Source organism: Pseudomonas sp. MM213, from assembly GCF_020423045.1.
Lineage (GTDB): Bacteria > Pseudomonadota > Gammaproteobacteria > Pseudomonadales > Pseudomonadaceae > Aquipseudomonas > Aquipseudomonas migulae.
The window spans coordinates 731,650-747,104 of record NZ_CP081943.1; the positions used below are offsets into that span (position 1 = coordinate 731,650).

Consider the following 15,455-nt stretch of genomic DNA (forward strand, 5'->3'; position numbering starts at 1 on the left):
TGCTATTACAGGCGATTTTTAATAAGTGAGTTAGTTGGATCCAGTCTGGCGCTAAGTGCCTGTCGGGGATTCAGCAGAAAGTTGCTTGGCGGGTGTTGCTGGAGCAGCAGGAGTGGGGCGGGGGTGTGTTGCTGGGCGAGCAGTGTGTGGGGCTTGGGGACTCGCTCCTACAGGCGATGTGTGTCGGCCACAATAAATTTGAACGACACACAACCCCTGTAGGAGCGAGGCTTGCCCGCGAAGGCGCCCTCACAAATGACAAAAAACCTCAAACCGCCAATCGTGACGTCGAACCAATCACCTTTTCCAGCACGCTGAAATCAATCCACTCACGCACATCGAACCGGCGTGGAATGAAATCCCAGCGATGCAGGAAATCGGTGAAATCCTGCAACGCTTCAATCGAGCGCGCATCCAGGGTTGTGCGCAAACGCCGATGCGCATCCTCACCGTACGCAGCGGCCACCCAGTACTCGCTGGTATTGAGTTCCCGCGCCAAAAAGCGTCGGGTTTCTTCCGGATTGGCCCACGCCCATTGCTCGGTGCGCAGCACGGTGTCGACGATTTTCACGCTGGCATCGAAATGTTCGTGCAGCAGGTGCGTGTCCACGGTCAGGGTCCGTGGCGTACCGTTGTTCGAGCGAATCAGCGGGTCAGGGTGCGAGCCGGTATCGACCACCACCTGCAAGCCGAATTCGTTCGCCAGGTGCACGGCGTGCGCACCCTTGAGGAAAATCGCGTCGATGTCGCCGCGCAGCAGTCCGATCAGTTCGTTGTTGCGCTTGCTGAAGCGCGTGACACCGAGGCTGACTTCCGAGCCGAAGACATGCTGTTTTTGATCGTCGCTGTAAGTACCGCCGTAGGGATAATCCACCAGCTCGACGTCGGACACCTCCAGGCCCTCAAGCTTGAGGGCGTTTTCCAGTCCGCGCAGGGCCTGGGCGCGAGTGAAATCGATCTGCACGTTGGCCCATTTCGGCAGGCCGAAGCGGCGGTTCTTCAGGTCGCGAATGCTCTTCACGCCGCTTTCCGCAGTGGTCAGGATCAACTGCACCTCGTCGCTCCAGGACAACCCCAGTACGCGGGTTTGCACGCCGCTGGCGTAGGCCCAGATCGCTGGAATATTGCCGCCGTGGCGCACCGAATTTTTCAGGTGATGGTCGTAATGAGCTTCGCGAACTTCCCGTTCACTGGACTCGCGCAAGGACTGGATATTGGTGCCGAACGGCAGAAAGGCTTCCGCCAGGCGTCCGGACTGCACGGCGATGCCAAGCCCGGTGGGCACCGGGCTGTGGGTGTACCAAAGGGTATCGAGTGGTTTGCTCATAAGGGTCTTCAGTTCCAATCCATGAAATCCGGCGGGTTAGCCAGCCAGTGCGGTGGGTGTTGCCAGCAGCGCTTGCAGCGGCCGTGGATCGATCCAGTCGCGCACGTCGAAGCTTTTCGGGATGAAGCGCCAGCGATGCAGGAAGTGGGTGAAATCCTGCAACGCGGCGATGGCCTGTTCGTCGAGTTCGGTGCGCAGGCGCAGGTGCGCGTCGTCGCCATACGCGGCGCTGACCCAGTACTCGCTGCTGTTGGTTTCCCGAGCCAGGTAGCGACGGGTTTCTTCCGGATGGGTGTGCGCCCATTGTTCGGCGCGCAGCACCGAATCAAGAATGCCGGTGGCCACATCGAAATGCTGGTCCAGCAGGTTCAGGTCCACGGCCAGTGTGCGCGGGGTGCCGTTGTTGCTGCGAATCAGCGGTTCCGGGTGCGAACCGGTGTCGATCACCGTGTGCAAGCCAAACTCGTGGGCCTGCCGGGCGGCACTCGCGCCCTTGAGGAAAATCGCATCGACCTCACCGCGCAGCAGGCCCACCAGTTCCAGGTTGCGCCCCTCGACCCGCTGCGCGCTGACCGGCGTGCCGTTGACGGTTTGCACCTGCGGGTCGCTGAACGTGCCGTCATAACGGAAGTTCACCAATTGCACGTCGCCGACTTGCAGGCCTTCGAGTTTCAGGGCGTTTTCCAGGCCGCGCAGGGCCTGGGCGCGGGTGAAGTCGATCTGCGCGCCGGCCCAGTCCGGCAGGCCGAAACGACGGTCCTTGAGGTCCTTGACGGTTTTGATGCCGCTGTCGGCGCGGGTCAGGATCAGTTGCACTTCATCAGCCCAGGACAGGCCGATGACCCGGGTTTCCCGGCCCTGCGCACGGGCCCAGATTGCCGGGATGTTGCCGCCGTGGCGCACCGAGTTGCGCAAGGTGTGATCGAAGTGAGATTCGCGAACCGCTTTGTCAGTGGACTCGCGCAGCGATTGAACCTCGGTGCCGAGCGCGCCGACGGTGTCTTGCAGCCAGCCTTTTTGCACGGCGATACCGAGCCCGGTCGGGACCGGGCAGCGGGTGTACCAGAGGGTGTCGAGGGCTTGCGTCATGAATGATTCTCCCGCCGCGCTCAGGCGCTGGCCTTCAAGTGGGTTTGCGGTTGGGCGACAGGGCGCTGGTGCACCAGCGGCAGCACTTCCTGCCCGATGCGCAGGGCTTCTTCCAGGTGCGGATTGCCGGCGAGGATGAAGGTCGAGAAACCGGCGTCGCGGTATTCCGACAGGCGTTCCGCGATGTTCTGGTGACTGCCCACCAGGCCCACGGTCGGCCCGGGTTTGGCCTTGGCGAAACCGGCCCACAGGTTCGGGCCAATGATCAGGTCATCAAAGCGATCGACGTTCTGGTGGTAAGCCGTTTGCCGTGCGCCACCGACTGAATCGGAACCGCTGGTAAAGCCTTTGGCGACCACGCTGCTCTTGCCTTCGAGCTTGTCGAACTGGCGGCGCAGATCTTTCCAGGCCTGCTCTTCGGTTTCGCGGGCGAACAGGTCGACGCGCAGTCCGAAGCGCACGCTGCGACCTTGTTTGTCCGCCAGTTCGCGGACCCGCTCGATGTGCGGCTTGAGCTTGTCGATCGGCTCGGCCCAGTTCAGGTAAACGTCGGCATGTTTGGCGGCGACATCCAGCGCGGCATCGGAAAAACCGGAGAAATACACGCCGGGTTTGCGTTCGTTTTGCAAACCATGGGGCAGGGCGCCGTTCTCCAGTTGGTAGATATCGCCGTCGTAGGAGAAGCGTTCGTTCTGCCAAAGACCCTGGATGATGTCGAGGAATTCGCCGGTGCGCTTGTAGCGCAGGTCGTGTTCGAGGAAGTCACCGTTGGCCCGCTGACTGGCCGGGTTGCCGCCGGTGATGATGTTCCACTCCAGGCGGCCGCGACTGAGGTTTTGCAGGATGGCCGCTTGTTGCGCGGCATAGGCCGGCAAGGTCCAGGTGGCCTGGAAGGCGATCAGGAATTTGATCCGGCGGGTTTCCCGGGCCAAGGCCGCTGCGGCAATCCACGGCTCCGGGCCGGTGGGCAGCAGGGCGCCTTCGAACCCGGCCAGTTCCGCCGCTTTCGCGACCTGGGCGATGTAGTCGATGTAAGTGAAGTCATCCGGTTCGCCGTTGGGCAAACGCCCCGGTGCGATGTTGCCCGGTCGATAGTCCGGATTGCCACGATTGTGTTTGTCGGTGGTCAGTTGCGGACCATCGGTGCCCAGCGGCAGACGCCAGAAAAATTCAGTGCTCATGGGATGCTCCTGATTCAAGTACGCGTTGCGTCGCGCAGGTGCGAGGACGCCTTGGCAGGGGTGGTTGCAACGGACATGCCATGGTCGGCGGGGTGGGTTTGGGGCCGAAGGGGCGGGGGTTTGACGGGGGGAGAAGCGGTGTTGGCGGTGGGAGGTGCTGCTGTAGCAGCAGTCTGTCAGCAATGGTTGTTCGGGGTGCAGCAGAGGGTTTTGTGGTGTTTTGCAGATTGCTATCGCCGGCAAGCCGGCTCCTACAGGTTTCGTGTACGACGCCAATCCCCTGTGGGAGCTGGCCTGCCAGCGATGGCGGCCTGCCTGACACACCGCGCAATCCGCATCGCCAGCAAGCCGGCTCCTACAAGCGATTGCGGTTTTCGTTACGCCGGTGCGGTGGCGACGATATCGTCGATCGACGCACCCGCTTCGGCGCTGCGCAGATAGGTCTGGTACAACGCCGCATAGGCGCCGCCCTGGTCGATCAATTGGCTGTGCGGCCCTTGTTCGACCAGGCGGCCATGACGGATCACTGCAATGCGGTCGGCATCACGAATGGTTGCCAGACGGTGGGCGATGATGATCGCGGTGCGGCCCTCGCACAGTCGGCGGAACGCGCGCTGAATGCGTCGCTCGGTGTGGATGTCGACCGCCGAAGTCGCTTCGTCCAGCACCAGCACCGCCGGGTCCGCGAGGTAGGCGCGCACCAGGCACACCAGTTGCCGCTGGCCATGGCTCAAGTGCCCTCCCAGCGGCCCTACTTCGGTCTGGTACTGATGCGGCAGGCGTTCCAGCACTTCGTCCGCTCCCAGCTCCCGGGCAGCAGCAATCAGCCGGGCATCGTCCGCCTGCGGCGCGGCGAGGCGCAGGTTGTCGAGGATGCTGCCGCTGAACAGCACATTGTCCTGCAGCACCACGCCGACGTTGCGCCGCAGTTCATGCTGGGTGAGGTCGCGGATATCAACGCCATCGAGCTTCACCGCCCCCGACTGCACCTCGTAAAAACGCGTCAGCAACTGCACCAGCGTGCTCTTGCCATGGCCTGACGGGCCGACGATCGCCAGCACTTCGCCGGCCGGAATCTGCAGGTCGAGGTTATTGATCACCGGTGAAGCGCCGCTGGCATCGTAGGCAAACCGCACCCGTTCAAAACTGACTTCGCCGCGGGCCTTGCCCAGGCGTTGCGGGGTGGTGCTGTCGCTGATCTCCGGGCGCGTGTCGAGCAGCAAAAAGATCCGCTGCGCTGAGGCCGATCCGGTGGCGTAACGCTCGAACAGGTCCGACAGTTCCTGCAACGGCCCGAGAAACAGGAACACATAAAACAGGCTTTCCGCGACCTGGCCCACGGTGACATCCGCCTGCGCCAGACCATAAGCGCCCACCAGCAACAACACCGCCATGCCGGCGGAGCTGAGCAGCGCGGTGAACGGTGCAAACCAGCTGGATCGCAGGCTGCCGCGAATCAGCGCCTGATTGAAATCATCCAGCAAGCCGCGATAGCGCCGCAGGTTGGGCGCTTGCTGGGCGCATTGTTGCAACATGCGTGCGCCGCTGACGCTCTCCACCAGATGCGCGGTGAAACGGCTGCGGTTTTCCGCGACCTTGGCCCAGTTGCGTTGGGAAATGCGTTTGAAACTCCAGGTCGCCAACACCAGCAACGGCACCGTGGCGGCGAGGCTGAGAAAGAATCGCGGGTCGATCCGCCACAACATCACCGAGGCAAGGCCACAGCGTAGCAATGCGCCCAGCAGTTCGGGTGGGCCCTGAATCAGCAGCGGTTCGAGGGCGTCGACATCGCGGTCGGCGCGAGAAATGATCCGCCCGGCCTTGGTCCGGTCGAAGTAGCTGACACTCAAGCTCTGCACATGGGCAAATACGCGCACCCGCAAGTCATTGAGTACGCGGATCGCCGCGCTGCCCGCGACAAACTGCGAGACACCGGCGAGCAGGAAGCGCCCGAGCCAACTGGCCGCCAATCCGAGGCCGAGCCACAGCACCAAACGTTCGTCCAGCAACCAATGATCGTTCTGTTGAATCAGCCCACGGTCGAGCAACTCACGGACAAACCACGGCCGCAGAAACACCGTGAACACCAGCAGCAGTTCAATGCCGATGACGCCGACAATGTGCCGGCGAATCGGTTTCAGCAGCGGCAATAGCCGACTGAACATGCTGCGGTCGAGGGCCTTGCGGGCGAGCATTTCTTCGATTTCGATATCGCTCAAGGCCTTGCCGGCGATTGGGTTAGCCATGGTCGATCCCTAGCAGGTCGCGGTAGTCCGGATGGGTTTTGAGTAATGCTTCGTGGGTGCCGTTGGCGGCGATTTTGCCGTCCTGCAGCATCAGCACGCGGTCGGCCAGGAGGATGGTCGAGAGCTTGCTGGAGATCACCAGCAACGTGGTGGCCCGGCCCTGATCGCGGCGCAACTGGCGAATGTTGTTGAGTACCTGGCGTTCACTGATCGCATCCAGCGCGCTGGTGGCGTCGTCCAGGCACAGAATGTCCGGCTCGCCAAGCAGCGCGCGAGCCAGGCTCAGACGCTGGCGCTGGCCGCCGGACAAGGTCACGCCGCGATCCCCCAGTGGCGTGGCCAGGCCGTGCGGCAGGCGTTCCAGCACGTCTTCGGCGGCGGCGAGGCGCAAACCGTGACGCAGTTGTTGATCGCTGGCGTCGGGTGCGGTCAGGCGCAGGTTGGCCGCCAGGGTGTCGGAAAACAGGAAGCTTTCCTGCGGCACCACGTGCACCCGGCGCCGCAATTCGTCGAGGTTCAACTGGCGAATGTCTTGCCAGCCGGCGCTGTCCGAACCGATCAGCAGACGTCCGGAATTGATGTCGCTGAGGCGTGGCAGCAGGCTTGCCAATAGACTTTTGCCAGTGCCGGTGGCGCCGACGAGCGCGACGATTTCGCCGGGCTGCACGGTCAGTGAGCAGTCATGAAGAATGTCCAGGCCGCCACCCGGTGCGCTGACGTTGACGTGTTCCAGTTTCAGCCCCAGCGGCGTATCGGGCAGGATTGCGTTGCCGCTGCGGATCGCCGCAGGCTCGTCCAGCAGTTGCCAGATCCTTTCGGCGCTGGAGCGTGCGTCGGCGAAGGTCTGCATCACCCGGCCAATGCCTTCGATGCGGAACACCAGGGTGGTGGCGATCAGCAGTGAGGTCACCAGTTCACCGATACCCAATTGCGCGGTGGCCACCAGGTGCGCGCCGTACACCAGGATCCACACATGCCCCAGTGCGACGACCGCTTGAGGCAGCGGAATCCGCGAACTGGAATAGGCGAGGGCCTGGCGGGCGTGCTCGGCGAACACCGCCACCTGCCCGGCGAAACGCTGGATGCGGCTGTGTTCCAGGCCAAACGATTTGATCACCCGCACGCCGCCGATGCCTTCGCTGAGGTCCTGATTGACCCGGTCGTAGGCCTCGCCGACGGCGCGGTCGAGGCTGACCAGGCGTTCGGTCTGGCGCACGAAAATCCACAGGCCGAACACCGTCAGCAACAGCGGCACCAACCCGAGCAGTGGGTTGTACCAGCTCAGCAGGCCGACGGTGGCCAGCACCACCAGCGGGGTTTCCACCACCTGGCGCCAGAAGCTGATCAGCGCATCGCGCACCTTGTCGGCATCGCGGGTGGTGCGGGTGATCATTTCGCCCATGCCGTGCTGCCAGTGATAACCCAGGTGCAGGGTTTGCACCTGCTGCAGGATGCGCTCGCGCAGGCGCGTCAGCAGTTCCTGGCTGAGCACCAGCGACAGCACGCTGGCGGCGTATTGCAACACGCCACGGCCGAACGCCACGGCGAGCATCAGCCACAACCAGTACCAGCCGAGGCTGGCGTCGAGACTGCCATCGGCTTGCCGGACAACCGCGCGGCCGGCGCTGACGTCGTTGACGGCGTGGCCGATCAGCCATTGCTGCCAGACCAGCCCGAGGTTCACCGCGATGTACAACGCCGCCACCAGGGCGAAGCGCCAGGGCATCTCCCGGTAAATCGCCAGGCTGCGCAAGAGAGGATGTTTTTCGATCATGAAAAAGCTCTGTGTGGTGTGCGGACACGATCAGGTTGCCGGCGATGGGGCCTTTGAATTTGCATCGATTTCGAGGACGCCATCGCCGGCAAGCCAGCTCCTACAGGGTTTTGCATTTGTTCAGGTGGAACGCCGAACCTGTAGGAGCCGGCTTGCTGGCGATGGGGCCTTTGGTTTTTGCATAGGGCTTTAGGGCGCCTTCGCGGGCAAGCCTCGCTCCTACAGGGTTTTGCATTTGTTCAGGTGGAACGCCGAACCTGTAGGAGCCGGCTTGCTGGCGATGGGGCCTTTGGATTTGCATCGATTTCGAGGACGCCATCGTCGGGCTCCTACAAGGGGAGGCGGTGTCTGGGGGATCACCGTCCGGGGCTGGTCGCGCCCTGTTTTTCCTTGGCGTTGAGGATCGCGGTGTATTCGCCGGGGTCGACGCCGTTGAGGTAGTAGTTGCCGACGTGGTGCAGGCGCCAGCGGATCGGGTCGTGGGTGGTGTGGACCCTTGCGTTGCGCCAGAAGCGGTCGAGGTTCCATTTGCTCAGCGAGGAACTGGCGCCAAGCAGGGAGAAAATGTCGCTGGAGATTTTCAGCGACGCCGCGTCGGAGTGGGCACGGGCGGTGGCCACCGACAGAATCAGCTCGTCCTGCAGTTCCTTGTTGTCCGGGTCCAGTTCGTGCTGATCGAACACCCGCGCCGCGTCGCGCAGCAGCGATTGCGCGCCGCGCAGGGCCACGGCGTATTCGCCGATCTGCTTGATGATGTGCGGCTCCTGATTGGCGTGATCGACGCCGCTTTCCACCCACGGCCGCGCATTGTGATTCAGGTAGTCCACCGCAGCCGACAGCGCACCTTCGGCAATGCCGGTGTCGATGGCCGCGTGGAGAATCTGCGGGAAGGTCAGCCCGGTGCGTTTCATCGGCCCTTTGCGCTGGGAGACAAAACCTTCGTCGAGTTCGATGTTGTCGAAAATCACTGTGCCGCTGACCGAGTTTTTCTGGCCGAACGCTTCCCAGTCGTCCACCAGCGTCAGGCCCGGTGTGTTGCGATTGAGCAGCACCCCGGCACCGCCGTCATCACTGGCGGCGGTCAGGGAAATCCACTCGGCCAGGTAGGAACCGGTGGAGTAGAACTTGCTGCCATTGAGGATCAACTTGCCGTCGGCGCGGCGTTCGACGCGAGTCTTGAGGGCGAATTTGTTCTTGCCGCCGACTTCCGCCAGGGCATTGCCGAAACGCTTGCCGGCCAATACATCGCGAACCAGTCGGTCGCGAATCTCGTCGGAGTACCCGGTAAAAATCCCTCGCAGCATGACGTTGTGGATTTGCAGCAACTGACCGACGCCGCCGTCGGCCACCGAGATGAGGCGCACGGTTTCGACGATGGTTTCCACCGAAGCGCCGAGGCCGCCAAACGCCTTGGGCACGCCAATGGCGGTCAAGCCGCTCTCCGACAACAGTTGCGCCTGACGCCGTGGCAGTTGGCCGTTCTGACTGGCGTCGGCGGCGATCTCGGCAATCTCCCGGGCGATGTCCCTGGCCACGGCGATGGCTTGTGCCTCGCTGTCCAGCAGGCGGATCGGCGCCTGTTCTTGTATCAGTTGTCCGGCGGGGTTGTGTTCGACCTTGCTCATTGCTGTACCTCTGATAATGGATCGGATGATGGCCGAAAATTCAGCGCGATCCTTGTAGGAGCCGGCTTGCTGGCGATGGCGGTGCATCAGGCGACATCAATGTTGTTTGATCCGCCGCCATCGCCAGCAAGCCGGCTCCTACAAGGGGGATCGGTGTTTCACGGGCGTTGAAGGGCCTTGAGCAAGTTCTGCGCCAAGGGCTGGAACGCCCGCCCGGCAAGGGGTTGGGCGGGGTGGTGTTGCTGGGGAAGCAATGCCGGGGAGGCGACTGCTCGGCCAGCAGCAGTCGCCGCGCAATGCTGCTGGCAGGCCAGCAACCAGCGTCGGTTGTTTGCTCGATGCCAGGCGCAAAGCCCCGTAAACCGGGCGTTTCAGCTCTTGGCACGGGCGCTGCAATAGCTCTGGCAACAGACACTTGCCCAACCACGGAGCTGCCCATGACGCTTGCTGCCAAACAATCCCGACCCGCTGCCCCGGCTGAACTGGAGCAGATCTGGTTCACCCGTTGCCCGGTGCCGACCGCTTCCGGCATCGCCTACAAACTCGGCTGGCTCAGCGAAGAATTCGCCGCTGACGGCCTGCCGGTGTCGACCTTGCAGGAGGCCCGGCAACTGGGTCATCACCACTACGATCACGAGTTGCCGGGCCTGTTTCGCGAAGGCGGTAACGTACCGGCCCTGGCGGCACGTGCCGCTGGTGCGCCGAGTCGCCTGATCGGCCTGACCTGGATCGAAGAGTGGCAAACCATCCTGGTTCGCCCGGACTCCGGCATTCGTCGTCCGCAAGACCTAAAGGGCAAGCGTCTGGCGCTGCCGGCCTGGGGTGAAACCCGCCCCGGCAGCATCGCTCGGGCCATGAGCCTGCACGGCTACAAAGGCGCGTTGAGCCTGGCGGGGCTGGGCTTCGATGACGTCGAACTGGTGGAAGTGGCGCTGCAAAACCAGGAGCAGGCGGCGAATCCTCAAGAGGGCTTGCAACGCCTTTGGTCGGGCCTCGATTACCTGGTGCGCGGTGAAGTTGACGCGGTGTACGTCAAAGGCGCGTCCGCCGCCGATGCCGCGCGGCGTCTCGGGCTGGTGGTGGGCATTGATCTCGACCTGATCGCCGAGCCGCGCTATCGCATCAACAATGGCACGCCGCGCCCGATCACGGTCCACCAGAGCCTGCTGGACAACCATTTCGACCTGGTCGTGCGCTTCCTCGCGCAAACCCTCAGCGCCGCCGATTGGGCAGCGAACAATCGCGAGGCGCTGAACGCGATTCTCGAAGAAGAAACCCGCGCCGGCAGTGCCGGTGTCGCCGAAGCCTATCGCGGTGAATTCCACACCACGCTGGCGCCTGACCTGTCGGCACAGCGTCTGGAATTTCTCGATACCCAGAAAGATTTCCTTTACCTGCACGGCTTCCTCGAACGCGATTTTTCCATCGCCGACTGGGTCGATCCGCGCCCGTTGCAAGCCGCTCATGAACTGTTGGCCAAGCGCCGCGCCTGACTCTGGAGAATTGCCATGACCGTCCTCATCAACGAACAACTGATCAGCGAAGAACTGAAAAACTTCATCGACAAGGTGCTGGTCGAGGCTGAAGAAGCCTTCACCGTGTTCCGTGAAACCAACACCATCACCGCCAACGGCACCGTTGGTTTCATCGAGCGCGTACCGGGCCAGGAGCTGTTGGTGTCGGTGAACTACGGCGGCCCGTGGAATTACCGCAAGCCGCTGCAAGCCACGGTCACCGACTTCGAAGGCAAGGTGATCTTCGGCAAAGGCAAGGGTGGGTTGGGGCGTTACACCAAACTGTTCCAGCAACATGCCGATGTGACCACCGTGTCCCATGTGCACTCGCCATACCTCGGCGCCTGGGCGCAAACCCACCGCACGCTGCCGTTCCACTACGTGCCGGTGCAGCGTTATCAGCTCGCCCGGGAGTTGCCGGTGTACATCGACCGCCGGCAGCCGGAAGTCGATTTCATCCTCGACAAGATTGCCGAAAACCCCTTCAACCTGGCGATTCTCGAAGCCAACGGCGGCTCCACCGTGTGGGGCAAACAAGGGCTGCGCGCCACTGCCGAATTCATCCTGTTGCTGGAGGAGGGCGCGCAACTGCAATTGCTCGCCGACGCCCTCGGCGGCTCCCGCGCCTATGGCCCTGGCGTATTGACCCAGCAATGGAAAATGAGCGGCCTGTACGACAAAGCCACCGAGCTGGGCCTGGTGCCAGCCATCGACCGTCGCAGCTAACAATCTCCAGGCCACCACCATCCCCTGTAGGAGCCGGCTTGCTGGCGATAGGGCCTCGAGCCTTGCACCGATTTCACTGACGCCATCGCCAGCAAGCCGGCTCCTACATAGGTGCATTGCCCCTACAAGGAACACACCCATGGCTGTAAAAATTCTCTGGTACCTCACCACCCCCGACGGGCCTTATCCGTGGGAACCCGAAGGCCGCTGGACAACCGATTTCGAACATCTGAAACAACTCGCCGTGGCCAGCGACCGTCTCGGTTACTACGGTTCGCTGCTGGGTTCCAGCCCCAACGAAAGCCTCGCTGTCTCGGCCGCTCTGATCGACGCCACGAAACGCCTGCGCTTCCTGGTCGCGCAACACCCCGGTGAACTGTCGCCAGCCGTGTTGGCCAAGTGGGCGCTGACCTTCGATCAATTCTCCAACGGCCGCCTGCTGTTCAACGTGGTCAACGGCAATGACGCCGGCCTTGCCACCCTCGGCGTGCATTACCCCCACGACGAACGTTATGACTTCAGCCTCGAATACTGGCGTGCGTTCCAGAGCTTCTACGCCGGGGACACCTCGGGGTTCGACGGTCAGTACGTCAAGCTCGCCCCCGTTCAGCGGCTGCCGCGAATCATCCGCTGGGGGGCTGGCATCCGCCGAAGCAAAAGCCTGGCATCCCACTGTGGGGCGCGGGCACGTCGGGGCCGGGTGTCGCGCACTCGGTGCAACTGCTCGACGTGTACCTGAGCTTCGCCAACACCCCGCCGAAACTCGGCGAGAAATTCCGCAAGGTCGCAGCAGAAGCCGCGAAAATCGGCCGTGAGCTGACCTTCGGCACGCGCCTGCAAATCATCGTTCGCGAAACCGAGGAAGAGGCCTGGGCCCACGCCGAGAAACTCTTGCAACGTACCTCGCTGCAAACCGCGCGCACGGCCATCGAACGTCAATTGCCGCCCGGCGAAACCCTGGAGACCTTCCACAGCGACGATGCGCAGATCCAGCGCAACGTCGAGGCCATTCGCGCCGGCCGTTTGCCCAAGGCCCGGGACCTGGAGATCTACCCGAACGTCTGGCTCGGCCCGAGCCTGTTCGGCTTCAACATCCTCGGCCCGGCAGCCGGCACTTACCTGGTGGGCAGCGCCGAGCAGGTCGCCGAGCGTATTCGCGAATACGAAGCGCAGGGCACATCGGCATTCATTCTGTCCGGTTTCCCGCTGATCGATGAAGCGCACCGGGTGGCGGATCTACTGTTCCCGTTGCTCGATCTGGATCACGGTTTCGACGTGCCGCAATTGGGTGTCAGCACACCGGCACCACGGCGTGTAGCAGTGACCGAGCGAGTCTGAGGAGACAGCGATGAACGAATTTTCCCGTCGCCGGTTTCTCGGCAATGGCCTGGCGGTCAGTGGCGGCCTGTTGCTCGGCAGCAGCCTGCTCAGCGGATGCGACAGCGGGGCGCAGGTCAGCGGTGCGGCCGCATTGTCCAGCACTCCGGTGCGCGGCGGTCGCTTGCGGGTCGGCATCATCGATGGCGATCAGTCGGGCAACCTCGACGCGCACAAACCGGTGGGCGGCGGGATCATTCGCGGCTGGGCGCTGTACAGCAAGTTCTGGGAATGGAACACCGACGTCAGCACGCGCCTGGCCCTGGCCGAGTTTGCCGAGCCCAACGCCGACGCCAGCGCATGGACCATTCGCATCAAGCCGGGCCTGGAGTTCCATCACGGCAAGAGCATCGGCGCCGATGACATGCTGTTCTCGATCCTGCGCCTGACCGATCCGAAACTGGCGTCGCCATTCGCCGGTCTGGTGGGCGCGATCGACCGCAACGCGTTGCGCAAACTGGATGCGCGCACCATCGAAATCCGCTTCAAGGAAGGCCAGAGCTTTTACCCGCTGGATGAAACCCTGATCAGTTTCGGCGGCATCGTCCCCACCGATTACGATCCCGTCAGCAACCCGGTCGGCGCCGGCCCCTACAAGCTCAAGAGTTTCATTCCCGGCCAGCGCTCGCTTTATCAGCGCTTCGAGAATTACTACAAGCCCGGCCAACCCTATGCCGATGAACTGGAGATCATCGAGTTCAAGGACCAGGTGTCCCGCGCCGCCGCCCTGCGCGCCGGGCAGATTGACGTGGCCAGCGGCGTGCAAGCCGAACACAGCGCACTGCTCAAGGCCGACTCGCGGCTGAGGTTGTACGCCTCGCCGAGCACCTCGTTCACCGGGTTCAATCTGAATCTGGCGAAGCAACCGTTTCAGGATCAGCGGGTGCGCCAGGCGTTCCGCCTGTTGGCCGACCGTCGCGAGTTGGTGGACCGTGGCCTCAACGGTTTCGGGCGCATCGCCAACGACCTGTATTCGCCCCACGACCCCACCTATAACCACAGCATTGCCCAGCGTCCCTACGACCTGGAACAGGCGCGTTCGCTGTTGCGCCAGGCCGGGCAGACCGACCTGCGGGTGGAGCTGACCACCACGCCGGGGCCGGGTGTCAACGCGGCGCTGGTGTTTGCGCAACAGGCGAAAAAGGCTGGGGTCGAGATCAAGGTCACTCAGGTCGATGGCTCGGTGTTCAACGGTCCGCAACGGGAAAACTGGCTGCTGTCGCCGGGCTCCACACCGGCCCGGGGTTTTCTCGCGTCGGCGCTGCACAACGATGCGCCACAGGCCATCTACAACCGCAGCAACTTCCACGATGAACGCTTCAGCGCGCTGTACCGCCAGGCGCTGGCGCAACCCGACCTTGAGCAACGCAAAGTGCTGGTGCACGAAGCGCAAGGCATTCAACACGAACGCGGTGGCTTGTTGATCTGGGGCTTCAACGATGTGCTGGACGCGGCATCGGTGCGGGTCGGCGGTTTGCAGCCTGAACAGACCACGTTTGCCTCCTGGCGTTTTGATGAATTGTGGGTGAACCATGCCTGAGCTTTCTTGCAAAGAACCCCGCACGCCAGCCTGGCTGTCGTGGTTTATCGGGCGCCTGGCTTACGGATTGTTGACGGCGTGGGTCATCAGCCTGGTGGTGTTCATCGCCACGCAGGCGCTGCCCTCGGACCCGGCCCGGGTGATTCTCGGCCCCGACGCGCCGCTGGAAAGCATCCTCACCTTGCAACGCCAGTTGGGTCTGGACCGGCCGATTCTCGAACAGTACCTGCGCTGGCTCGGGCACGCCCTGAGCGGCGAGCTCGGTGTGTCGCTCGACTCCAACGCGCCGGTCGGCAGCATTCTGTTCGGCCGTTTCGGCTACACCCTGGCGCTGCTCGCCGGGGTCATTGCGGTGGTGGTGCCGGCGGCGTTGTTGCTCGGCGTTTCCCTGGCGTTGCGCCGTGACAGTCGGCTGGATCGCTGGAGCCTGTCGCTGCTGATCTTCCTTAAAGCCACGCCGGGATTTCTGTTGGCCATCGGTCTGGTGCTGCTGTTTTCCATGCCGCACATGGACCTGTTGCCGGCGGTGTCGATCCTCGATCCGGACAAGTCGTTGCTGCGCCAATTGCAGTTCCTGGTGTTGCCGGTGTTGGCCCTGAGCCTGTCGGCATTGCCGTACCTGACGCGCATGGTGCGGGCCTCGATGATCGAGGCGCTGGAGTCCGATTACGTGATCGCTGCGCGCCTGCGCGGCATTCCCGAGTGGCGCATCGTCTGGCGCCACACGCTGCCCAACGCACTGATCCCGGCGATTCAAGGCGTGGCGTTGACGCTGAGAACGCTGATCGGCGGCGCGCTGTTGGCCGAGGTGATTTTCAGTTACCCCGGCATTGGCACTTCGCTGAATTCGGCGATCCAGATGCGCGACTTGCCGATGGTCCAGGCCATCGTGCTGGTGATCACCCTCGGCGTGGTGTTGATCAACCTGCTCGCCGATCTGCTGACCGTGCTGCTTACGCCAAAACTGCGCACCGCCCGCCGCGTGACCATGATTCAGCGTAACCGCCGGGGCATTCAGCCGTGGTGGCGACGTTCCCCATCCAAGGCGCCTTGAGA

Annotated in this window: 10 protein-coding genes and 1 pseudogene; 5 read left to right on the forward strand and 6 right to left on the reverse strand. The window is 63.2% G+C overall.

Annotation, left to right across the window (positions count from 1 at the left end):
* Positions 1-268: 268 nt before the first annotated feature.
* From K5R88_RS03530 to K5R88_RS03555, 6 genes are all read right to left on the reverse strand, one after another.
* The gene (locus K5R88_RS03530) at positions 269-1,327 is read right to left on the reverse strand and encodes an ABC transporter substrate-binding protein (RefSeq protein WP_008029136.1); all 1,059 of its coding nucleotides are present in this window, start codon (positions 1,325-1,327) and stop codon (positions 269-271) included.
* Between the two features lie 36 nt (positions 1,328-1,363).
* Positions 1,364-2,416: an ABC transporter substrate-binding protein gene (locus K5R88_RS03535; RefSeq protein ID WP_008029138.1), complete on the reverse strand. Its 1,053-nt coding sequence runs from the start codon at positions 2,414-2,416 to the stop codon at positions 1,364-1,366.
* A gap of 20 nt (positions 2,417-2,436) precedes the next feature.
* The gene (locus K5R88_RS03540; RefSeq protein WP_192417597.1) at positions 2,437-3,597 is read right to left on the reverse strand and encodes an LLM class flavin-dependent oxidoreductase; all 1,161 of its coding nucleotides are present in this window, start codon (positions 3,595-3,597) and stop codon (positions 2,437-2,439) included.
* A 377-nt stretch (positions 3,598-3,974) separates the two neighbouring features.
* A complete protein-coding gene (locus tag K5R88_RS03545; RefSeq protein ID WP_207286629.1) occupies positions 3,975-5,843 on the reverse strand; it encodes an ABC transporter ATP-binding protein in 1,869 nt (622 codons plus the stop codon).
* The gene (locus tag K5R88_RS03550) at positions 5,836-7,617 is read right to left on the reverse strand and encodes an ABC transporter ATP-binding protein (protein ID WP_226299206.1); all 1,782 of its coding nucleotides are present in this window, start codon (positions 7,615-7,617) and stop codon (positions 5,836-5,838) included. Before K5R88_RS03550 ends, K5R88_RS03545 begins: the two co-directional genes overlap by 8 nt.
* Positions 7,618-7,973: 356 nt before the next feature.
* A complete protein-coding gene (locus K5R88_RS03555; RefSeq protein WP_008042551.1) occupies positions 7,974-9,242 on the reverse strand; it encodes an acyl-CoA dehydrogenase family protein in 1,269 nt (422 codons plus the stop codon).
* Positions 9,243-9,679: 437 nt separating this feature from the next.
* Here K5R88_RS03555 and K5R88_RS03560 point away from each other — a divergent pair, with 437 nt between their 5' ends.
* The 5 genes and pseudogenes from K5R88_RS03560 (at position 9,680) to K5R88_RS03580 (ending at position 15,453) form a co-directional block, all read left to right on the forward strand.
* Positions 9,680-10,735 (forward strand): ABC transporter substrate-binding protein, encoded by a 1,056-nt coding sequence (locus tag K5R88_RS03560; protein ID WP_192229260.1) that lies wholly within the window; start codon positions 9,680-9,682, stop codon positions 10,733-10,735.
* A 15-nt stretch (positions 10,736-10,750) separates the two neighbouring features.
* Complete coding sequence (locus K5R88_RS03565; protein ID WP_192229261.1) at positions 10,751-11,482, forward strand: class II aldolase/adducin family protein; 732 nt, start codon at positions 10,751-10,753, stop codon at positions 11,480-11,482.
* Between the two features lie 139 nt (positions 11,483-11,621).
* Positions 11,622-12,820, forward strand: a pseudogene (locus K5R88_RS03570) (LLM class flavin-dependent oxidoreductase).
* Positions 12,821-12,830: 10 nt separating this feature from the next.
* Positions 12,831-14,399: an ABC transporter substrate-binding protein gene (locus K5R88_RS03575; protein ID WP_192229263.1), complete on the forward strand. Its 1,569-nt coding sequence runs from the start codon at positions 12,831-12,833 to the stop codon at positions 14,397-14,399.
* Complete coding sequence (locus K5R88_RS03580) at positions 14,392-15,453, forward strand: ABC transporter permease (protein ID WP_226299207.1); 1,062 nt, start codon at positions 14,392-14,394, stop codon at positions 15,451-15,453. Before K5R88_RS03575 ends, K5R88_RS03580 begins: the two co-directional genes overlap by 8 nt.
* Positions 15,454-15,455 lie beyond the last annotated feature (2 nt).

Excerpts from the sequence above, each read along its gene's own strand:
- K5R88_RS03530 (WP_008029136.1), bottom strand. The coding sequence starts at position 1,327 with ATGAGCAAACCACTCGATACCCTTTGGTACACCCACAGCCCGGTGCCC.
- K5R88_RS03535 (WP_008029138.1), bottom strand. The coding sequence starts at position 2,416 with ATGACGCAAGCCCTCGACACCCTCTGGTACACCCGCTGCCCGGTCCCG.
- K5R88_RS03540 (WP_192417597.1), bottom strand. The coding sequence starts at position 3,597 with ATGAGCACTGAATTTTTCTGGCGTCTGCCGCTGGGCACCGATGGTCCG.
- K5R88_RS03545 (WP_207286629.1), bottom strand. The coding sequence starts at position 5,843 with ATGGCTAACCCAATCGCCGGCAAGGCCTTGAGCGATATCGAAATCGAA.
- K5R88_RS03550 (WP_226299206.1), bottom strand. The coding sequence starts at position 7,617 with ATGATCGAAAAACATCCTCTCTTGCGCAGCCTGGCGATTTACCGGGAG.
- K5R88_RS03555 (WP_008042551.1), bottom strand. The coding sequence starts at position 9,242 with ATGAGCAAGGTCGAACACAACCCCGCCGGACAACTGATACAAGAACAG.
- K5R88_RS03560 (WP_192229260.1), top strand. The coding sequence starts at position 9,680 with ATGACGCTTGCTGCCAAACAATCCCGACCCGCTGCCCCGGCTGAACTG.
- K5R88_RS03565 (WP_192229261.1), top strand. The coding sequence starts at position 10,751 with ATGACCGTCCTCATCAACGAACAACTGATCAGCGAAGAACTGAAAAAC.
- K5R88_RS03575 (WP_192229263.1), top strand. The coding sequence starts at position 12,831 with ATGAACGAATTTTCCCGTCGCCGGTTTCTCGGCAATGGCCTGGCGGTC.
- K5R88_RS03580 (WP_226299207.1), top strand. The coding sequence starts at position 14,392 with ATGCCTGAGCTTTCTTGCAAAGAACCCCGCACGCCAGCCTGGCTGTCG.